At 69.3% G+C, this 14,399-nt stretch carries 11 protein-coding genes; 1 reads left to right on the top strand and 10 read right to left on the bottom strand.

The features are described 5' to 3' along the window. Position 1: 1 nt before the first annotated feature. The 8 genes from OG514_RS18920 to OG514_RS18885 all read right to left on the bottom strand — a co-directional run bounded on the left by OG514_RS18920 (position 2) and on the right by OG514_RS18885 (position 11,606). A complete protein-coding gene (locus OG514_RS18920; RefSeq protein WP_266896225.1) occupies positions 2-940 on the bottom strand; it encodes a hypothetical protein in 939 nt (312 codons plus the stop codon). Positions 941-1,121: 181 nt separating this feature from the next. Further along, entirely contained in the window at positions 1,122-2,210 is a 1,089-nt protein-coding gene (locus tag OG514_RS18915) for an ABC transporter ATP-binding protein (protein ID WP_266896223.1), read from the bottom strand. Continuing rightward, entirely contained in the window at positions 2,203-3,186 is a 984-nt protein-coding gene (locus OG514_RS18910; RefSeq protein ID WP_266896221.1) for an ABC transporter ATP-binding protein, read from the bottom strand. The genes OG514_RS18915 and OG514_RS18910 overlap by 8 nt, the downstream gene beginning before the upstream one ends. A gap of 6 nt (positions 3,187-3,192) precedes the next feature. Continuing rightward, positions 3,193-4,179: an ABC transporter permease gene (locus tag OG514_RS18905; RefSeq protein WP_266896219.1), complete on the bottom strand. Its 987-nt coding sequence runs from the start codon at positions 4,177-4,179 to the stop codon at positions 3,193-3,195. Next, entirely contained in the window at positions 4,172-5,095 is a 924-nt protein-coding gene (locus OG514_RS18900) for an ABC transporter permease (RefSeq protein ID WP_266896217.1), read from the bottom strand. Before OG514_RS18900 ends, OG514_RS18905 begins: the two co-directional genes overlap by 8 nt. A gap of 84 nt (positions 5,096-5,179) precedes the next feature. After that, complete coding sequence (locus OG514_RS18895; protein ID WP_266896215.1) at positions 5,180-6,808, bottom strand: ABC transporter substrate-binding protein; 1,629 nt, start codon at positions 6,806-6,808, stop codon at positions 5,180-5,182. A gap of 165 nt (positions 6,809-6,973) precedes the next feature. Then, a complete protein-coding gene (locus OG514_RS18890; RefSeq protein ID WP_266896213.1) occupies positions 6,974-7,468 on the bottom strand; it encodes a hypothetical protein in 495 nt (164 codons plus the stop codon). Positions 7,469-7,607: 139 nt separating this feature from the next. Beyond that, the gene (locus OG514_RS18885; RefSeq protein WP_266896211.1) at positions 7,608-11,606 is read right to left on the bottom strand and encodes a GDSL-type esterase/lipase family protein; all 3,999 of its coding nucleotides are present in this window, start codon (positions 11,604-11,606) and stop codon (positions 7,608-7,610) included. 140 nt (positions 11,607-11,746) lie between these two features. Between OG514_RS18885 and OG514_RS18880 the strand changes: the two genes are divergently transcribed. Continuing rightward, entirely contained in the window at positions 11,747-12,181 is a 435-nt protein-coding gene (locus OG514_RS18880) for a peptidoglycan-binding protein (protein WP_266896209.1), read from the top strand. 73 nt (positions 12,182-12,254) lie between these two features. Here OG514_RS18880 and OG514_RS18875 read toward each other — a convergent pair whose 3' ends face one another. Both OG514_RS18875 and OG514_RS18870 read right to left on the bottom strand, forming a co-directional pair. Beyond that, positions 12,255-13,340, bottom strand: a complete 1,086-nt coding sequence (locus tag OG514_RS18875) for an ABC transporter ATP-binding protein (RefSeq protein WP_266896207.1) — start codon at positions 13,338-13,340, stop codon at positions 12,255-12,257. Beyond that, on the bottom strand, positions 13,333-14,391 hold the full coding sequence (locus tag OG514_RS18870; RefSeq protein ID WP_266896205.1) for an ABC transporter ATP-binding protein: 1,059 nt from the start codon (positions 14,389-14,391) through the stop codon (positions 13,333-13,335). Before OG514_RS18870 ends, OG514_RS18875 begins: the two co-directional genes overlap by 8 nt. Between the last annotated feature and the right edge of the window lie 8 nt (positions 14,392-14,399).

Here is a 14,399-nt window from a genome sequence, read left to right as displayed (position 1 = left end):
GTCACCAGCCGGGCGGCGGCGGGTAGGGCGGGGCCGGGGGCAGCATCCCGGCCGGCGGGTAGGGACCGGGCGCGGCGGCGGGAACGCCGCGTCCGGCGAGGAGGACGAGCACCGCGATGCCCGCGAGCACCTCGAAGAAGGCGCTGAGGACGCCCAGCTGGTCGGCGGCCGGGATGTCCGGGAACTGGCCGACCAGTTCGTACCGGGTGGTCCGCGCGACCTCGGCGAGGCCGCCGATCGTCATGACCACCCCGGCGAGCAGTCCGAAGGCCCGGCTGTGGCGGGCCCGCGCGAAGGCGGAGACGGCGGCGGTGCCGTACAGGGCGACGAGGGTCAGCGACAGCCAGCCGGGCGGGGGTGCGAGGACCGCCTTGATGACGGACCGGCCGCCGATGAACCGGTCGACGGTGATCTCCAGGGGCAGTTCGCCGGCCCAGTACAGCTCCCACAGGGTCACGACGAGCGCGCCGACGGCGAGGAGGACTCCGGCGGCGACGGCGGGGCCGGTGCGCGGGCGGGTGGGGAGCGGCTCGTACGAGGCGGCGGCGGGGCGGCGGCCGACGGCCGCGGTGATGACCAGACCGGCGGCGAGGGCCAGTTCGAGGAGTGCGGTGACGAGGGCCCCGCTGTCGGGTACCCAGAGGCCGGGCAGGCGCAGGGCGAGGGTGACGGTGCCGACGGCGGTGAGCGCGGAGGCCGCGTGCCGGGAGCGGACGGCGGCGACGACGGCGGCCGCGGAGACGACGAGCAGCACGGGGTCGATCAGGGAGGTGGAGGACCGTCCCCGGATGAGGAAGTGGTGGTCTCCCGCCCAGTACCAGGCGAGGTCGACGGGTGAGCCGAGCGCGGCGAGGTCCTTGAGGATCCACACGGCGGTGATGAGGGCGAGCGCGGCGCAGAGCGCGGCGCCCGTGAGACGTGCCGGTCGTGTCACAGTCACGATCCCGATACTCACGGTTGCCATCAACCGAAACAAGCGATTCCGCGGAACCTGTGGGGCGCGTGCAACCGGCCGGGGCGACATGGTGCGCCCCGGCCGGTTCACGGCACCCGCACGGCCGTACGTTGTTCACCTTGGCGTGTCCGTATATCGGAACGGCTTCCGTCAAGTTGCCTGCGCGTTAAGGCGATTCCGGCTTCCTGAAGCCGTGCTGCGGAGGCGCTTCGGGTCCGTCCGTGTCGTCCTCCGAGGGGACGACGTGCTTCTCCTCGGCGAAGTGGCAGGCCGAGTCGTGTTTCGCCGGGCTGTCCGTGAGGCGGAAGACCGCGGGGACGGCGAGTTCGGGGACTTCCAGGGTGCAGCGTTCCTGGGCCTTCCAGCAGCGGGTGCGGAAGCGGCAGCCGGAGGGGACGTTCGCCGGGGAGGGGACGTCGCCGGCGATGATGATGCGATCGCGGTGGGCGCGGGCCTCGGGGTCGGGGACCGGGACGGCGGAGAGGAGCGCCTGGGTGTAGGGGTGGGTCGGGTGATCGTAGATCTGCGCGTCGCTGCCGATCTCGACGATCCGGCCGAGGTACATGACGCCGACCCGGTCGGAGATGTGCCGGACGATCGACAGGTCGTGGGCGATGAAGACGTACGACAGGGAGAACTCGGACTGGAGGCTCGCGAGGAGGTTGACCACCTGCGCCTGGACGGAGACGTCGAGGGCGGAGACCGGCTCGTCGGCGACGATGATCTCGGGCTGGAGGGCGAGGCCTCGGGCGATGCCGATGCGCTGGCGCTGGCCGCCTGAGAACTGGTGCGGGTAGCGGTTGATGTACTCGGGGTTGAGGCCGACGACGTCCAGGAGGTCCTGGACCTTGCGGCGCCGGTCGCCCTTGGGGGCCACCTCGGGGTGGATCTCGTACGGCTCGCCGATGATGTCGCCGACGGTCATGCGCGGGTTGAGCGAGGTGTACGGGTCCTGGAACACCATCTGGATGTTGCGGCGGACGGCCTTCAGGGCCTTCGGCGAGAGGGTGGTGATGTCGTCGCCCTTGTAGCGGATCGTGCCGGACGTCGGCCGCTCCAGGTTGACCAGCATCTTCGCGACCGTCGACTTGCCGCAGCCGGATTCGCCGACGATGCCGAGGGTCTCGCCGGCGGCGACGTCGAAGTCGACCCCGTCGACCGCCTTGACGGCGCCGACCTGCTTCTTGAAGAGGATGCCCCGGGTGAGCGGGTAGTGCTTGTGCAGGTCCCGGACTTCGAGAATCGCCTCAGCCATGGAGGCACTCCTTCCAGAAGTGGCAGGCGCTCGCGCGCGGCACCGGGGAATCGGTCACGTCGTACAGCGGGGGCACGTCGGTCCGGCAGACGTCCTGGGCCATGGGGCAGCGCGGGTTGAAGGCGCAGCCCGGCGGGATGTTCAGCAGGTTGGGCGGCAGACCCTTGATCGCGTACAGCTCCTGGCCCTTCTGGTCCAGGCGCGGGATCGATTCGAGGAGGCCCTTGGTGTAGGGGTGGGCGGGAGCCTTGTAGATCTCGTGGACGGGGGCGCGTTCGACGATCCGGCCGGCGTACATGACGGCGATCTTGTCGGCGACGTCGGCGACGACGCCGAGGTCGTGGGTGATGAGGATGAGGCCCATGTTCAGCTCGCGCTGGAGCTCGGCGAGCAGGTCCATGACCTGGGCCTGGACGGTGACGTCGAGGGCGGTGGTGGGCTCGTCGGCGATGATCAGTTCGGGTTCGAGGGCGAGCGCCATCGCGATCATGATGCGCTGGCGCATGCCGCCGGAGAACTGGTGGGGGTACTGGCCGACGCGTTCCTTGGCGGCGGGGATGCGGACCCGGTCCATCAGCTCGACGGCCTTGGCCCTGGAGTCCTTCCGCGACATGCCCTTGTGGACCTGGAACATCTCGCCGAGCTGGTCGCCGACGCTGACGACGGGGTTGAGGGAGGACAGCGCGTCCTGGAAGACCATCGCCATCCTGGCGCCGCGGATCTTGCGCCGTTCCTCCTCCTTGAGCTTCAGGAGGTCCTGGCCCTGGAAGAGGATCTCGCCCTGGGTGATCTTCCCCGGGGGGATGTCGAGAATGCCCATGACGGCCTGGGCGGTCACGGACTTGCCGGAGCCGGACTCGCCGAGCACGGCCAGCGTCTCTCCGGCGTCGACGGAGTAGTCGACGCCGTTGACCGCCTTGGCGACCCCGTCCCGGGTGTGGAACTCCACGTGCAGGTCGCGCACTTCGAGCAGCATGGGTCCCTACCTCAGCTTGGGGTCGAGGGCGTCGCGGACGGCGTCGCCGAGCATGATGAACGAGAGCACGGTGATGGCGAGCGCGCCCGCCGGCCACAGCAGCATGTGCGGGGCGTTGCGGATGTACTGCGAGGCCGAGGAGATGTCGATGCCCCAGGAGACGGTCGGCGGCTTGAGGCCCACCCCGAGGAAGGACAGGGTCGCCTCCAGCGAGATGTACGTGCCGAGGGCGATGGTCGCGACGACGATGACCGGCGCCAGGGCGTTCGGGGTGATGTGGCGGAACAGCATCCGGGAGTTGGAGGCGCCGAGCGCCCGTGCCGCCTGGACGTAGTCGTTCTGCTTGGCGGTGATGACCGAGCCTCGGGCGATGCGGGAGAGCTGGGGCCAGCCGAGCAGCACCATGAAGCCGATCACGGGCCAGACGGTGGTGCTGGGGACGACGGAGAGCAGGACCAGACCGCCGAGGATGACCGGAATCGCGAAGAAGACGTCGGTGACCCGGGAGAGCACGCCGTCCCAGGTGCCGCCGTAGAAGCCGGCCAGGCCGCCGAACAGGGATCCGATGATCGTCACGCCGAGGGTGGCGAACACGCCGACCTGGACGGACGCCCTGGCGCCGTACACGGTGCGCGTGTAGACGTCACAGCCCTGCCCGTTGAAGCCGAACGGGTGGCCCGGCTGAGATCCCTCCTGGGCCTTGGAGAGGTCGCACTGGAGCGGGTCCCCACTGGCGATCAGCTGGGGCCAGATCGCGATGATCACCAGGAAGAGGATGATCAGGCTGGAGATGATGAAGACGGGGTTGCGCCGCAGGTCGTGCCAGGCGTCGGACCACAGCGAGCGGGGTTTGCCGGCGGGGCCGGTGCCGAGCGGTCCGCCCGGGGTCTTCTCCAGCGACTCGGCCTCTTCCATGGCGAGGTCCGTGGGACCGCCCGCCCCGGTGTGGTCGATGGCGCGTCCGTCGTCGAACGGCTCAAGCGGCTCAGGCATAGCGGATCCTCGGGTCAAGGATGGCGTACAAGAGGTCGACGAGGAGGTTGGCCAGCAGGAACACCAGGACGAGGACGGTCACGAAGCCGACGACGGTCTGGGTGTTCTGGCGCACGATGCCCTGGTACAGCTGATAGCCGACGCCGTGGATGTTGAAGATCCGCTCGGTGGCGATGGCGCCGCCCATCAGCGCGCCGATGTCGGCGCCGATGAAGGTGACCACCGGGATGAGCGAGTTGCGCAGCAGGTGGCGGATGATGACCCGACGGCGGGGCAGTCCCTTGGCGATGGCGGTACGGACGTAGTCGGCGCGCTTGTTCTCCGCGATCGAGGTGCGGGTGAGCCGGGTGACGTACGCGAGGGAGACCGAGGCGAGGACGAAACCGGGGACGATCAGCTCGCTGAAGGGGGCCTCCGGCGAGACGGCGGGCTTGATCCACCCCCACTCCACGCCCAGCAGCAGCTGGAGCAGCAGACCCGTGACGAACGTCGGGATGGAGAGGACGACCAGCGTCAGCACCAGCACCGTGCTGTCGATCGGCCGCCCGCGCTTCAGTCCCGTGAGGACGCCGAGGCTGATGCCGATGACGATCTCGAAGAGGATCGCGACGATGGTGAGCCGGATGGTCACGGGGAAGGAGTCCGCCATCAGCTCGGTCACCGGCTGGCCGTTGAAGGCGGTGCCGAAGTCGCCGGTGAACAGGTTGCCCATGTAGATCAGGTACTGCTGCCAAACGGGCTTGTCGAGGCCGAACTCCTTCTCCAGCTGGGCGGCGGTCGCGGGGTCGCAGGCCCGGTCGCCGCAGAGGCCGGCGATGGGGTCGCCCATCACGTTCACCATCAGGAAGATCAGCAGGGTGGCGCCGATGAAGACCGGGATCATCTGCAACAGACGCCGGATCACATAACGTCCCATGAGGGGCTCCGGGGGGGTGTGGGGAAGGCGTACGGCCCGGCTCGCGCGTGATCGCCAGGCCGGGCCGTACGCCGACGAGCTGCGTCAGTTGACCTTGATCTGGTCGTAGACGGGGACGCTGAAGGGGTTCAGGGTCACGTTGGAGACGCGCTCGGAGTAGCCGGCGCTGCCGTTCTGGTACCAGAGCGGGATGGCGCCCATGTCGTCGCGGAGGACGCCCTCGGCCTGCTGGAAGATCCCCACGGCCTTGGCGATGTCGGACTCGGCGTTGGCCTGGTTGACGAGCTTGTCGAACTCCGGGTCGCTGTACTTTCCGTCGTTCGACGAGGCGTTGGTGTAGTAGAGCGGCTGCAGGAAGTTCTGGATGAGCGGGTAGTCCATCTGCCAGCCGGCCCGGAACGGGCCCTTCATCTTCTGCGTGCTGACCTGGCTGCGGAAGTCTGCGAAGGTGCCGACCGGGTTGCCGACGCAGGCCCGGTTGTTGCCGAGGGCGTTGTTGATGGAGTTGCAGACGGCGTCCACCCACTCCTTGTGGGAGCCGGTGTCGGCGTTGTACGAGATCGTCATCGTGCCGCCGGGGATGCCGCCGCCCTCGGCGACGAGCTTCTTCGCCTCGGCCGCGTCGAACTTGCAGAAGTCGCCGCAGACGTCCTTGAAGCCGCCGTCCTCGCCGAGGACCGGGGAGGTCCAGTCGACGGCCGGGGTACGGGTCTTCTGGAAGATCGTCTCGGTGATCTGGTCGCGGTCGATCGCCATGGAGAGGCCCTGGCGGAGCTTCTCCTGTCCGGGCTTGTTCCAGGCCGGGTCGTAGAACGGGAAGGACAGGGTCTGGATGATGCCGGCGGGGACGTTGATGTACCGGTCGCCGAGGTCGGCCTGGACGTTCTTGAGCTGGGAGGCGGGGACGTCGTCGACGAGGTCGAGGTTCCCGGCCGTCAGGTCGGTGTAGGCGGTGTTGTTGTCGGTGTAGACCTTGAGGGTGATGCCGCCGTTCTGGGCCTTGTCGGCACCGGGGTAGCCGTCCCAGCGCTTGAGGGCCATCTGGGAGCCCTTGGAGTACGAGTCGACGGTGTACGGCCCGTTGCCGATCGGCTTCGACAGCCAGGCCGCGCGGTCGTCGAAGAAGGCCTGGGGCAGCGGCGAGAAGGCCGCGTAGCCGAGGGTGATGGGCCAAGTGGAGAACTTCTGGGTGAGCTTGACCGTGAAGGTCTGGGGGCCGGTGACCTTGAGGCCGGACATGGAGGTGGCGGACGGCTCACCCTTGTCGGGGTGGACCTTGTCGTAGCCCTCGATCTGACCGAAGAAGTAGGAGTTCTTCTGGTTATTCTTCAGATCGGCGCCGTAGTTCCACGCGTCGACGAAGGACTTGGCGGTCACCTTCTCGCCGTTGGAGAAGGTCCAGCCGTCCTTGACCGTGATGGTGAAGTTGATCGAGTCGGTGGTCTCGATCTTCTCGGCGAGCATGTCCTTCGCCTCGCCGGTCTTCGGGTCGTACTGCTTGAGCCCCCGGAAGATCATGGAGAGGACCTTGCCGCCCTGGACCTCGTTGGTGTTGGCGGGCTCCAGCGGGTTCTGCGGGTCGCCCCACGAGGAACTCACGATGCCGTCGGCCCCTCCGCCACCGCCGCTGTCGTCGCCGCCACCACAGGCGGTCGCCGCGAGGGCGACGGCTGTGGCCAGTGCGGCCCACTTGGCGTGCGTGGCTCCGCGCATGGAGTGCCTCCCATATGTCCCTAAGTGTGGCTTAGAGCTCAATATGACCCGAAATCAGAAGGCATGCATGTTGTCGGCGCCCATCGGTGGGACGGCGACGGCGAACGGCGACGGCCGGCCGTGGCGTACTCCGCCCCGGCCGGCCGCTGTGTCAGTGCGGGCGTTCTACCACCAGCCCGTGCAGGTGGTGGAGCCGTTGGTCGAGTCGTACACGCAGGCACGCGCCACGAGGCCGGAGTCGTAGTACACCCCCGACCAGGTGGAGTACGAGTTGGTCCCCACCTGGGAGGTCCAGCCCGAGGTTCCGCCGGCCTTCGTCCCCAGACCGGAGGTGCACTGCATGTGGTCCTTGGTGCAGCGCTCGATGTAGACGTAGGTGAGGTGCGCGTCGCTGCCCGAGTAGTACGTCATCCGGGCCCAGGCGTACACGCCGCCGTTGGCCGTGCCCGAGCGCAGCGCGACCGTGACGCCGCTGCCGTTGGTGATCGGACCCAGCCGCGTCACCGCCGAGCCGTTCCAGGGCATGTAGTCGGGGTTGGTGCCGTCGCAGCCGTATGTGGAGCAGGCTGCGGCGAAGGCCGCGCCGGGTGCTGCGATGAGCGACAGCAGCGCGGTGCACATGATCCCGACGATCATGCCGATTCTTACCTTGATGCTCACGATGACCTCTCCTTGTGCGGCGTCCGGAACGGGGCCCGACGCTAGGGACCGGCCCGGCCCGTGGACAAGACCGGTCCCGTCGCGGGCCGTCCCGTAGGTACTACGGGACGTACGGGACGGCCCCTGCCCCCGTACCGGGTCAGCTGACGCCGGCGATGCGCTCGTTGATGAGCCGGGCGAACTCGGTGTGGCCCGCGGCCTTGGGGTGGAAGCTGCCGGCGCCCGGTATCTCCTTGTCGGCACCGGAGCTGCCGGACTGCGACCAGGCGATGGCCGCGTTGGTCCATTCGGTCCCGCTGGTCGTGCAGGCCCAGTGGTTCCGCCAGGCCGGGGTCGGGTCGACGAAGGAGATGTCGACCCCCTCTCCCGCCACCGTCTGGACGGCCCCGCGGATGGAGCCCGTGAGGTCGGTGCCCAGGCGGTTCATGAACTTCTGGTTGGCGACGCCGATGCCCGCGCACGACAGCGCCGGTTCGTCGTCGAAGAGCTGCGGATAGCCGATGACGACGATCCGGGCCTGGGGCGCCCTGGCGTGGATGGTCCGGTAGACGGCCTTGAGGTGCGGCGGGAGCATCTCCTTGATGACCTTGGGCTCGTAGGTGATGAGCGGCTCGGGGTCGACGGAGCCGTTCAGGCGGGTGAGCTTGTACGCGGGGCCCTCGCAGTCGTACACCGTCATCAGGCAGCCGCGGAGGACGTCGGTGAACCGCGAGTCGTTGCCGCCGATGCTGATCGTGACCAGGGAGGTGTCCTGGTCGATCCAGCCCTGGTCGACCTGCGGCACCTCGCCGAAGTGGTGGTCGGCGGTGCCCCAGTCGGTGTTCCGGGCGAGGTCGGCGGCGGTCGGCGGAACGCTGATGGCCTCGTTGGCGACGCTGGTGGTGATGGAGCCCGAGCAGGCGATGAACGCGAAGTTCGTCGTTCCCGCCCCGGCCCTGGACTCCTGCTCGACGGTCTGGCTGTGTCCGGGCTGCTTGATCAGCCGGGAGTAGGCCCCGTTCGTGGAGCGGTGGCAGGCGTCCTTGGCTCCGTTGTTGTTCCAGTCGCTGTTGCCGTCGTACCCCTCGACACCCTCACCGGCGGAGTACGAGTCGCCGAGCGCGACGTACGACATCTGAGGCTTGGTGGTCGGGATGAACTGGACCGCGTCGAAGGCGACGTTCTCGCCCTGGCCGTCGACGGTGACGTTGCTGAGCCGGACGCTTGCCTGGCCGTCGAGCGGGAAGGCGCCGAGGTCGACCCAGGTGTGGGCCTTCCAGCCCTGGCTGACGACCCGGTGCCGGGTCTGGCCGTTGCCGAGGTCGATCACGTAGTCGGCCTGGCGGTTCCAGGCACCGTGGTCGGGGATGTGCACCTTGATACGGGTCCAGCCGTGCATCGCGTTGGTCGGCTTCCAGGTGCCGGTGACGCGGAAGTCCTCCTTCGTGGTGCCGTGGGCGAACCAGAAGTGGCCCGCGTATCCGCCGCCGATCTGGTGGAAGTCGACCTTCGAGCGGTAGGTGCCCTTCGCGTCGGGGGCGAACTCCAGGCTGAAGGCGCCTCCTTGGGCGGGTTGCGGACAGTTCGGACGTGCCGACGGCTGGCCCTGGACGTCGTCGACGACCACCGTGCCCGGGGGCAGCGTGCCGTAGGTGCAGACGGGCGGATAGGCCGTGCCGTCCGGCTCCTCGGCGAGGACGCCGTCGAAGCGCATCCCCTCGTTGCCGCAGGTGAAGGAGCAGTTCTCCTTCCAGGTGACCGGCTGGTTCCACCAGCACTTGAAGTCCCAGACGCCGTTGGCGTCCTGGTGGCGGCAGGGCCCGTACTCGTCGTTCGTGCCCCGGTCGAGCGGAATCTTCGTGGGGTCGCACCAGTTCCGCTCGTCGCAGAAGGTGGCCACCGGCGGCTTGGCCAACTCGCGGGCGGCCGTGGTGTTCCACCAGGCCTGCCGGTACGCGGCGACCATCTTCCCCGGGGACTCCAGGAGGGAGGGCGGGCTGGCGGCGAAGCCGAGGACCTTCTCGGGGTACGGCCAGTCCTGCGGGTGCGCGGCGTCCATGGCCGTGTCGAGCATGAACGGCCTGCGGTCACTGGGGTATTCGGGGTTGGCGGGGTTGTTGCTCCAGCCGACGCCCCAGGGCTCGCAGCAGCCCTTGTTCCCGTAGAAGCCGGAGTTGTAGCTCCAGATCGCGAAGTACCAGTTCTCCAGCTTCGACGGATCGGCGTTGTTGACCTTCAGGCCGGCCCGGTAGGTCTCGTTCCACTTCTCCTGGAGCTTCTGCAGACCCGCGGAGATGTTGGCGGTGTAGTCGAGCGCGACGGCCCGCTGCGTGTCGTACGGCAGGAGCACCTCGCCCGGCTTGGCGTGTCCGGCCCGCCGCATGCCGTCGGTCATCTGGGTGACGCCGTAGCCGCAGTCCGCCTCGTCCCAGTGGATGTCCCAGTCGTCGCCGTCGTCACGGTTGTAGAGACGACGGCCGTAGTAGTTCCCGATCAGCGGGTTGGAGGTGACACCGGGCACCGCGACGCGCGAGGCCTGCCACATGTTCGACTCCTGGGCGGTGATGCCCAGCATCACCTGCGCCGGCACCCGGCCGCCGCCCTCCAGGGCGAGCGGCGGGAAGAGGGACTGCGGCTGGTACGCCGGCATCCCCTGGTTCTTCCAGTTCGCGGGCCGCGAGACGTACTTGTTCAGGCTGCCGAGGACCGCGTGGTCCACGGCCCACTCCACCTGGCGCGGCTTGGGCTGCATGGCCTGGTTGCGCGGGTCGTTGCGGGGCACCGAGCAGAAGCGCTCGTCCTCGACCGTGGCGCTCGGGGAACCGGCGCCCGCTTCCGCCGCTGCTGCCGCTGTGACGGTGGAGGCCCCGGACTTCGCCGAGGTCCGGGACATCGCGGGCGCGGCGGACGCGTTGCCCAGCGAGGGTGAGAGGGCGCGGCCCTGCTCCCCGTTCCGGCTCGGGTCGGCCTCCGGTTCGACGGTGAAGGAGGCCTTCTTCCCCGTCTCGCGGACGAGGAGGTCGACGGCGACGGCACGGCCGCCGTCCGGGGCGGGCGCGGCCGCCCGGGAGTCCTTGCCGTCGGCCCAGGCGGAGCGGGTCACCACGGCACCGCCGAGGGTGGACACCTGCGCGTCCTTGGGCGTCCCGGCGAGCCGCTGCACGGCGGCGGGCAGCTTCGCGGGTGCCGTCGTCGTCTCGCCGGTGATGAAGGCACGGCCGTGGGCGCCCCGGGCCAGGCCGAGCTCGCCCCAGGGGCCGGAGGCCAGGGTGAGCGTGTTCTTCGAGCCGGGGGCGACGCGGGAGATCTTCGCCTTGCCGTCCTTGGCCTTGTCCATGAAGACGAGGCCGCCGTCCGCGTCCTGCGCGAGGCGCAGTGGGATCCCGCCCGTCCGGGCGAGGGTGGTCCGTCTGCCGTCGGTGCCGATGCCGACCACGCGGCCGCTGTCTGCGGCCGCGTAGGAGCCGTCCTTCATCGGGATCGCGGAGGTGAGCTGGCCCGCGACCTCGGTGCGTCCGCCGAGCCGTCCGGTGGCCGCGTCCAGGCGTACGAGCCGGGTCTTGCCCTTGTCCTGGGAGCCGCCCTGGGTCAGCGCCGCGGTCTCGCCGAGGCCGCAGCCGGGGTTGTAGTACGCGAGGGAGGTCTGGAGCGGGAGCTTGCGTACCGCTCCGGTGTCGAGGTCGACGACGGCGGTGAAGCCGCCCCGGTCGAACAGCTCGCCCTTGTTGGTGAAGGTGCGCGGGGCGTAGACGACGACGGCCCGCTTGCCGGACTCGGTGACGCAGGCGTTGCCGATCCACATGTCCGCGTCGAAGCCGGGCTCGATGAGGGTCGCGGCGGTGCGCCAGCCGAAGCCGGCGCCCTCGTCGGCGACCAGGACGTGGAAGCCCTCCGCGTCGCCCGAGGTCGTCCAGGCCCGGTCCTTGGAGGTCTCCCATCCGTCGCCGAGGACGCGGTCGCGGTCCGCGCCGGGGACGTACGAGCGGTCGCGGCCGGGGCCGGGCTCGGTCTGTTCCGTCGGCGGGGCCTGGGTGTTCGGGGGCGCGGGCGGGGATGTCGCCGCGACCGACACCCCTTCGCTCGCGCCGGTGCACAGGGTCAGGGCGGCGAGGGCGGCGAGGGCGCCCCGTCTGCCCCGGCCCCTCTTTGGTGTGCGCATGACATCCCTTCCTTGAGGGACCACCCCTCGCCAGCACGCTATGAGCACCCACCCATGTCCCACCACGGCCTGACGTCCCAGGGACGAATGGGACGCCTCAACGGCCTTTTCCGGTCCTAGAGTTCAGGTCGCCGACGAGCATGAACACGCCGATCGGCCCGCACCGGCACTCCCGAAAGGCGCCCACCGCCATGCTCAGCAGACTCACCGCCCGCGTCGCCGTCGGCGTCGCCGCGACGACCCTGGCCGCCCTCGCCCTGCCCGGATCCGCCCAGGCCCAGCCCGGCGCCGGATACATCGGCTACGGCCAGGCCAACCAGCCGACCGCCGTCTGGTGCGTCCAGAAGGCCCTGAACATCATCATCTCGGACCACTTCGCCACGCAGCACGACCTGATCAGTGTCGACAGCGCCTTCGGTCCCGAGACCGACGAGGCCATCCGGTACGTGCAGTACCGGATGCTGGGCGCCGCCGATGCGGACGGCATCGTCGGCCCCCGGACCGGTGACCTGATCATGCGCCAGCACACCTTCGACTACCAGAAGTGCTACCCGTACGTCCCGACCAGCCGGTGACGGACACCGCACGACGAGGGCGCCCCGGTCCGTAGTGGACCGGGGCGCCCTCGCGCGTGGTGAGCTCGGTGCGTCAGTGCACCGGGACGACCTGCTTCTCCTCGGCGAAGTGGCACGCCGAGAGGTGGGCGGCCGGGGTGTTCAGGCCGTCGAAGCGCTGCGGGATCGCCAGCAGCGGCGTCTCCTGCGAGCACTTCTCCTGCGCCTTCCAGCAACGGGTGCGGAAGCTGCAGCCCGACGGCGGGTTCGCCGGCGAGGGGACGTCACCGGTCAGGATGATCCGCTCGCGGTGCGCGCGGGCCTCCGGGTCCGGCACCGGCACCGCGGAGAGCAGCGCCTGGGTGTACGGGTGCGTCGGGTGCTCGTAGATCTGCTCGTCCGTACCGATCTCGGCCATCTTGCCGAGGTACATGACGCCGACACGGTCCGAGATGTGCCGGACGATCGACAGGTCGTGCGCGATGAAGAGGTAGGAGAGGTTGAACTCGTCCTGGAGCTTCCCCATCAGGTTGATGACCTGCGCCTGGACGGAGACGTCCAGGGCCGAGACCGGCTCGTCGCAGATGATGATCTCCGGGTTGAGCGCGAGGCCTCGGGCGATGCCGATGCGCTGGCGCTGACCGCCGGAGAACTGGTGCGGGTACCGGTTGATGTACTCCGGGTTCAGACCGACGACGTCGAGCAGCTCCTGCACCTTGCGGCGCCGGTCACCCTTCGGGGCCACCTCGGGGTGGATGTCGAAGGGCTCGCCGATGATGTCGCCGACCGTCATACGCGGGTTGAGCGAGGTGTACGGGTCCTGGAACACCATCTGGATGTTGCGGCGCACGGCCTTGAGCGCGCGACCGCCCAGCTTGGTGATGTCCTGGCCCTTGTAGAAGACCTCGCCGGCGGTGGCCGACTCCAGGTTCATCAGGAGCTTGGCGACCGTGGACTTGCCACAGCCGGACTCGCCCACGATGCCGAGGGTCTCGCCCTGGTAGAGGTCGAAGGAGACCCCGTCCACGGCCTTGACCGCGCCGACCTGCTTCTTGAAGAGGATGCCCTGCGTCAGCGGGAAGTGCTTCTTCAGGTTGCGCACCTGGAGGATCGGCTCGCCGCGGCCCACGGGGGCCTCGACGGCGGCCACGGCCTCGTCGTTCTTGCTGAGGTCAGCCATGGATCGTCTCCTTCCAGAAGTGGCAGGCGCTCTGACGGCCCGGGAGATCCGCGCCGTTCTGCTCGGTGACCGGCACGAGGGCCGGGATCTCCGTGCGGCAGATGTCGTCGGCCTTGGGGCAGCGCGGGTTGAAGGCGCAGCCGGTGGGCACGCGAAGCAGGTTGGGCGGCAGGCCCTTGATCGCGTAGAGCTCCTGGCCCTTCTGGTCCAGGCGCGGGATCGACTCCAGCAGACCCTTGGTGTAGGGGTGCGCCGGGCGCTTGTACAGCTCGTGCACCGGCGCCTGCTCGACGATCCGGCCGGCGTACATCACGGCGATCTTGTCCGCGACGTCGGCGACGACGCCGAGGTCGTGGGTGATCAGGATCAGGCCCATGTTGTATTCCTGCTGGAGCTCCGCGAGGAGGTCCATGACCTGGGCCTGGACGGTCACGTCGAGAGCCGTGGTGGGCTCGTCGGCGATGATCAGGTCCGGCTCCAGGGCGAGCGCCATGGCGATCATGATGCGCTGGCGCATACCGCCGGAGAACTGGTGGGGGTAGTCGGAGACCCGCGCCTTGGCGGCGGGGATCTTGACCTTGTCCATCAGCTCGATGGCCTTGACCGTGGCGGCCTTCTTGGACAGGCCCTGGTGCACCCGGAACATCTCGCCGAGCTGGTAGCCGACGCTGAGGACCGGGTTGAGGGAGGACAGCGCGTCCTGGAAGATCATCGCGATCTTCCGGCCGCGGATCTTCCGCCGCTCCTCCTCGGACATCTTCAGCATGTCCTGGCCACGGAACAGGATCTCGCCCTGCGGGATCTTGCCGGGCGGCATGTCGAGGATGCCCATGATGGCCTGCGCGGTCACGGACTTGCCGGAGCCGGACTCGCCGAGCACGGCGAGGGTCTCGCCGGCGTTCACCGAGTAGTTGACGCCGTTGACCGCCTTGGCCACACCGTCACGGGTGTGGAACTCGACGTGCAGGTCGCGGACTTCGAGCAGCGGACCGGTGTGGTCGCCGCCGTCGCGGGGCGACGGGACCGTCGCGGTGTTGTCGATGATGGTCACCTTTACGC

This window comes from Streptomyces sp. NBC_00572, from assembly GCF_026341815.1.
Lineage (GTDB): Bacteria > Actinomycetota > Actinomycetes > Streptomycetales > Streptomycetaceae > Streptomyces.
This window is presented reverse-complemented; position numbering and strand designations above follow the sequence as displayed.

What these genes read in the sequence shown, in the direction of transcription:
- OG514_RS18915 (WP_266896223.1), bottom strand. Translation starts at nt 2,210, where the DNA reads ATGGCTGAGGCGATTCTCGAAGTCCGGGACCTGCACAAGCACTACCCG.
- OG514_RS18910 (WP_266896221.1), bottom strand. Translation starts at nt 3,186, where the DNA reads ATGCTGCTCGAAGTGCGCGACCTGCACGTGGAGTTCCACACCCGGGAC.
- OG514_RS18905 (WP_266896219.1), bottom strand. Translation starts at nt 4,179, where the DNA reads ATGCCTGAGCCGCTTGAGCCGTTCGACGACGGACGCGCCATCGACCAC.
- OG514_RS18900 (WP_266896217.1), bottom strand. Translation starts at nt 5,095, where the DNA reads ATGGGACGTTATGTGATCCGGCGTCTGTTGCAGATGATCCCGGTCTTC.
- OG514_RS18895 (WP_266896215.1), bottom strand. Translation starts at nt 6,808, where the DNA reads ATGCGCGGAGCCACGCACGCCAAGTGGGCCGCACTGGCCACAGCCGTC.
- OG514_RS18885 (WP_266896211.1), bottom strand. Translation starts at nt 11,606, where the DNA reads ATGCGCACACCAAAGAGGGGCCGGGGCAGACGGGGCGCCCTCGCCGCC.
- OG514_RS18880 (WP_266896209.1), top strand. Translation starts at nt 11,747, where the DNA reads ATGAACACGCCGATCGGCCCGCACCGGCACTCCCGAAAGGCGCCCACC.
- OG514_RS18875 (WP_266896207.1), bottom strand. Translation starts at nt 13,340, where the DNA reads ATGGCTGACCTCAGCAAGAACGACGAGGCCGTGGCCGCCGTCGAGGCC.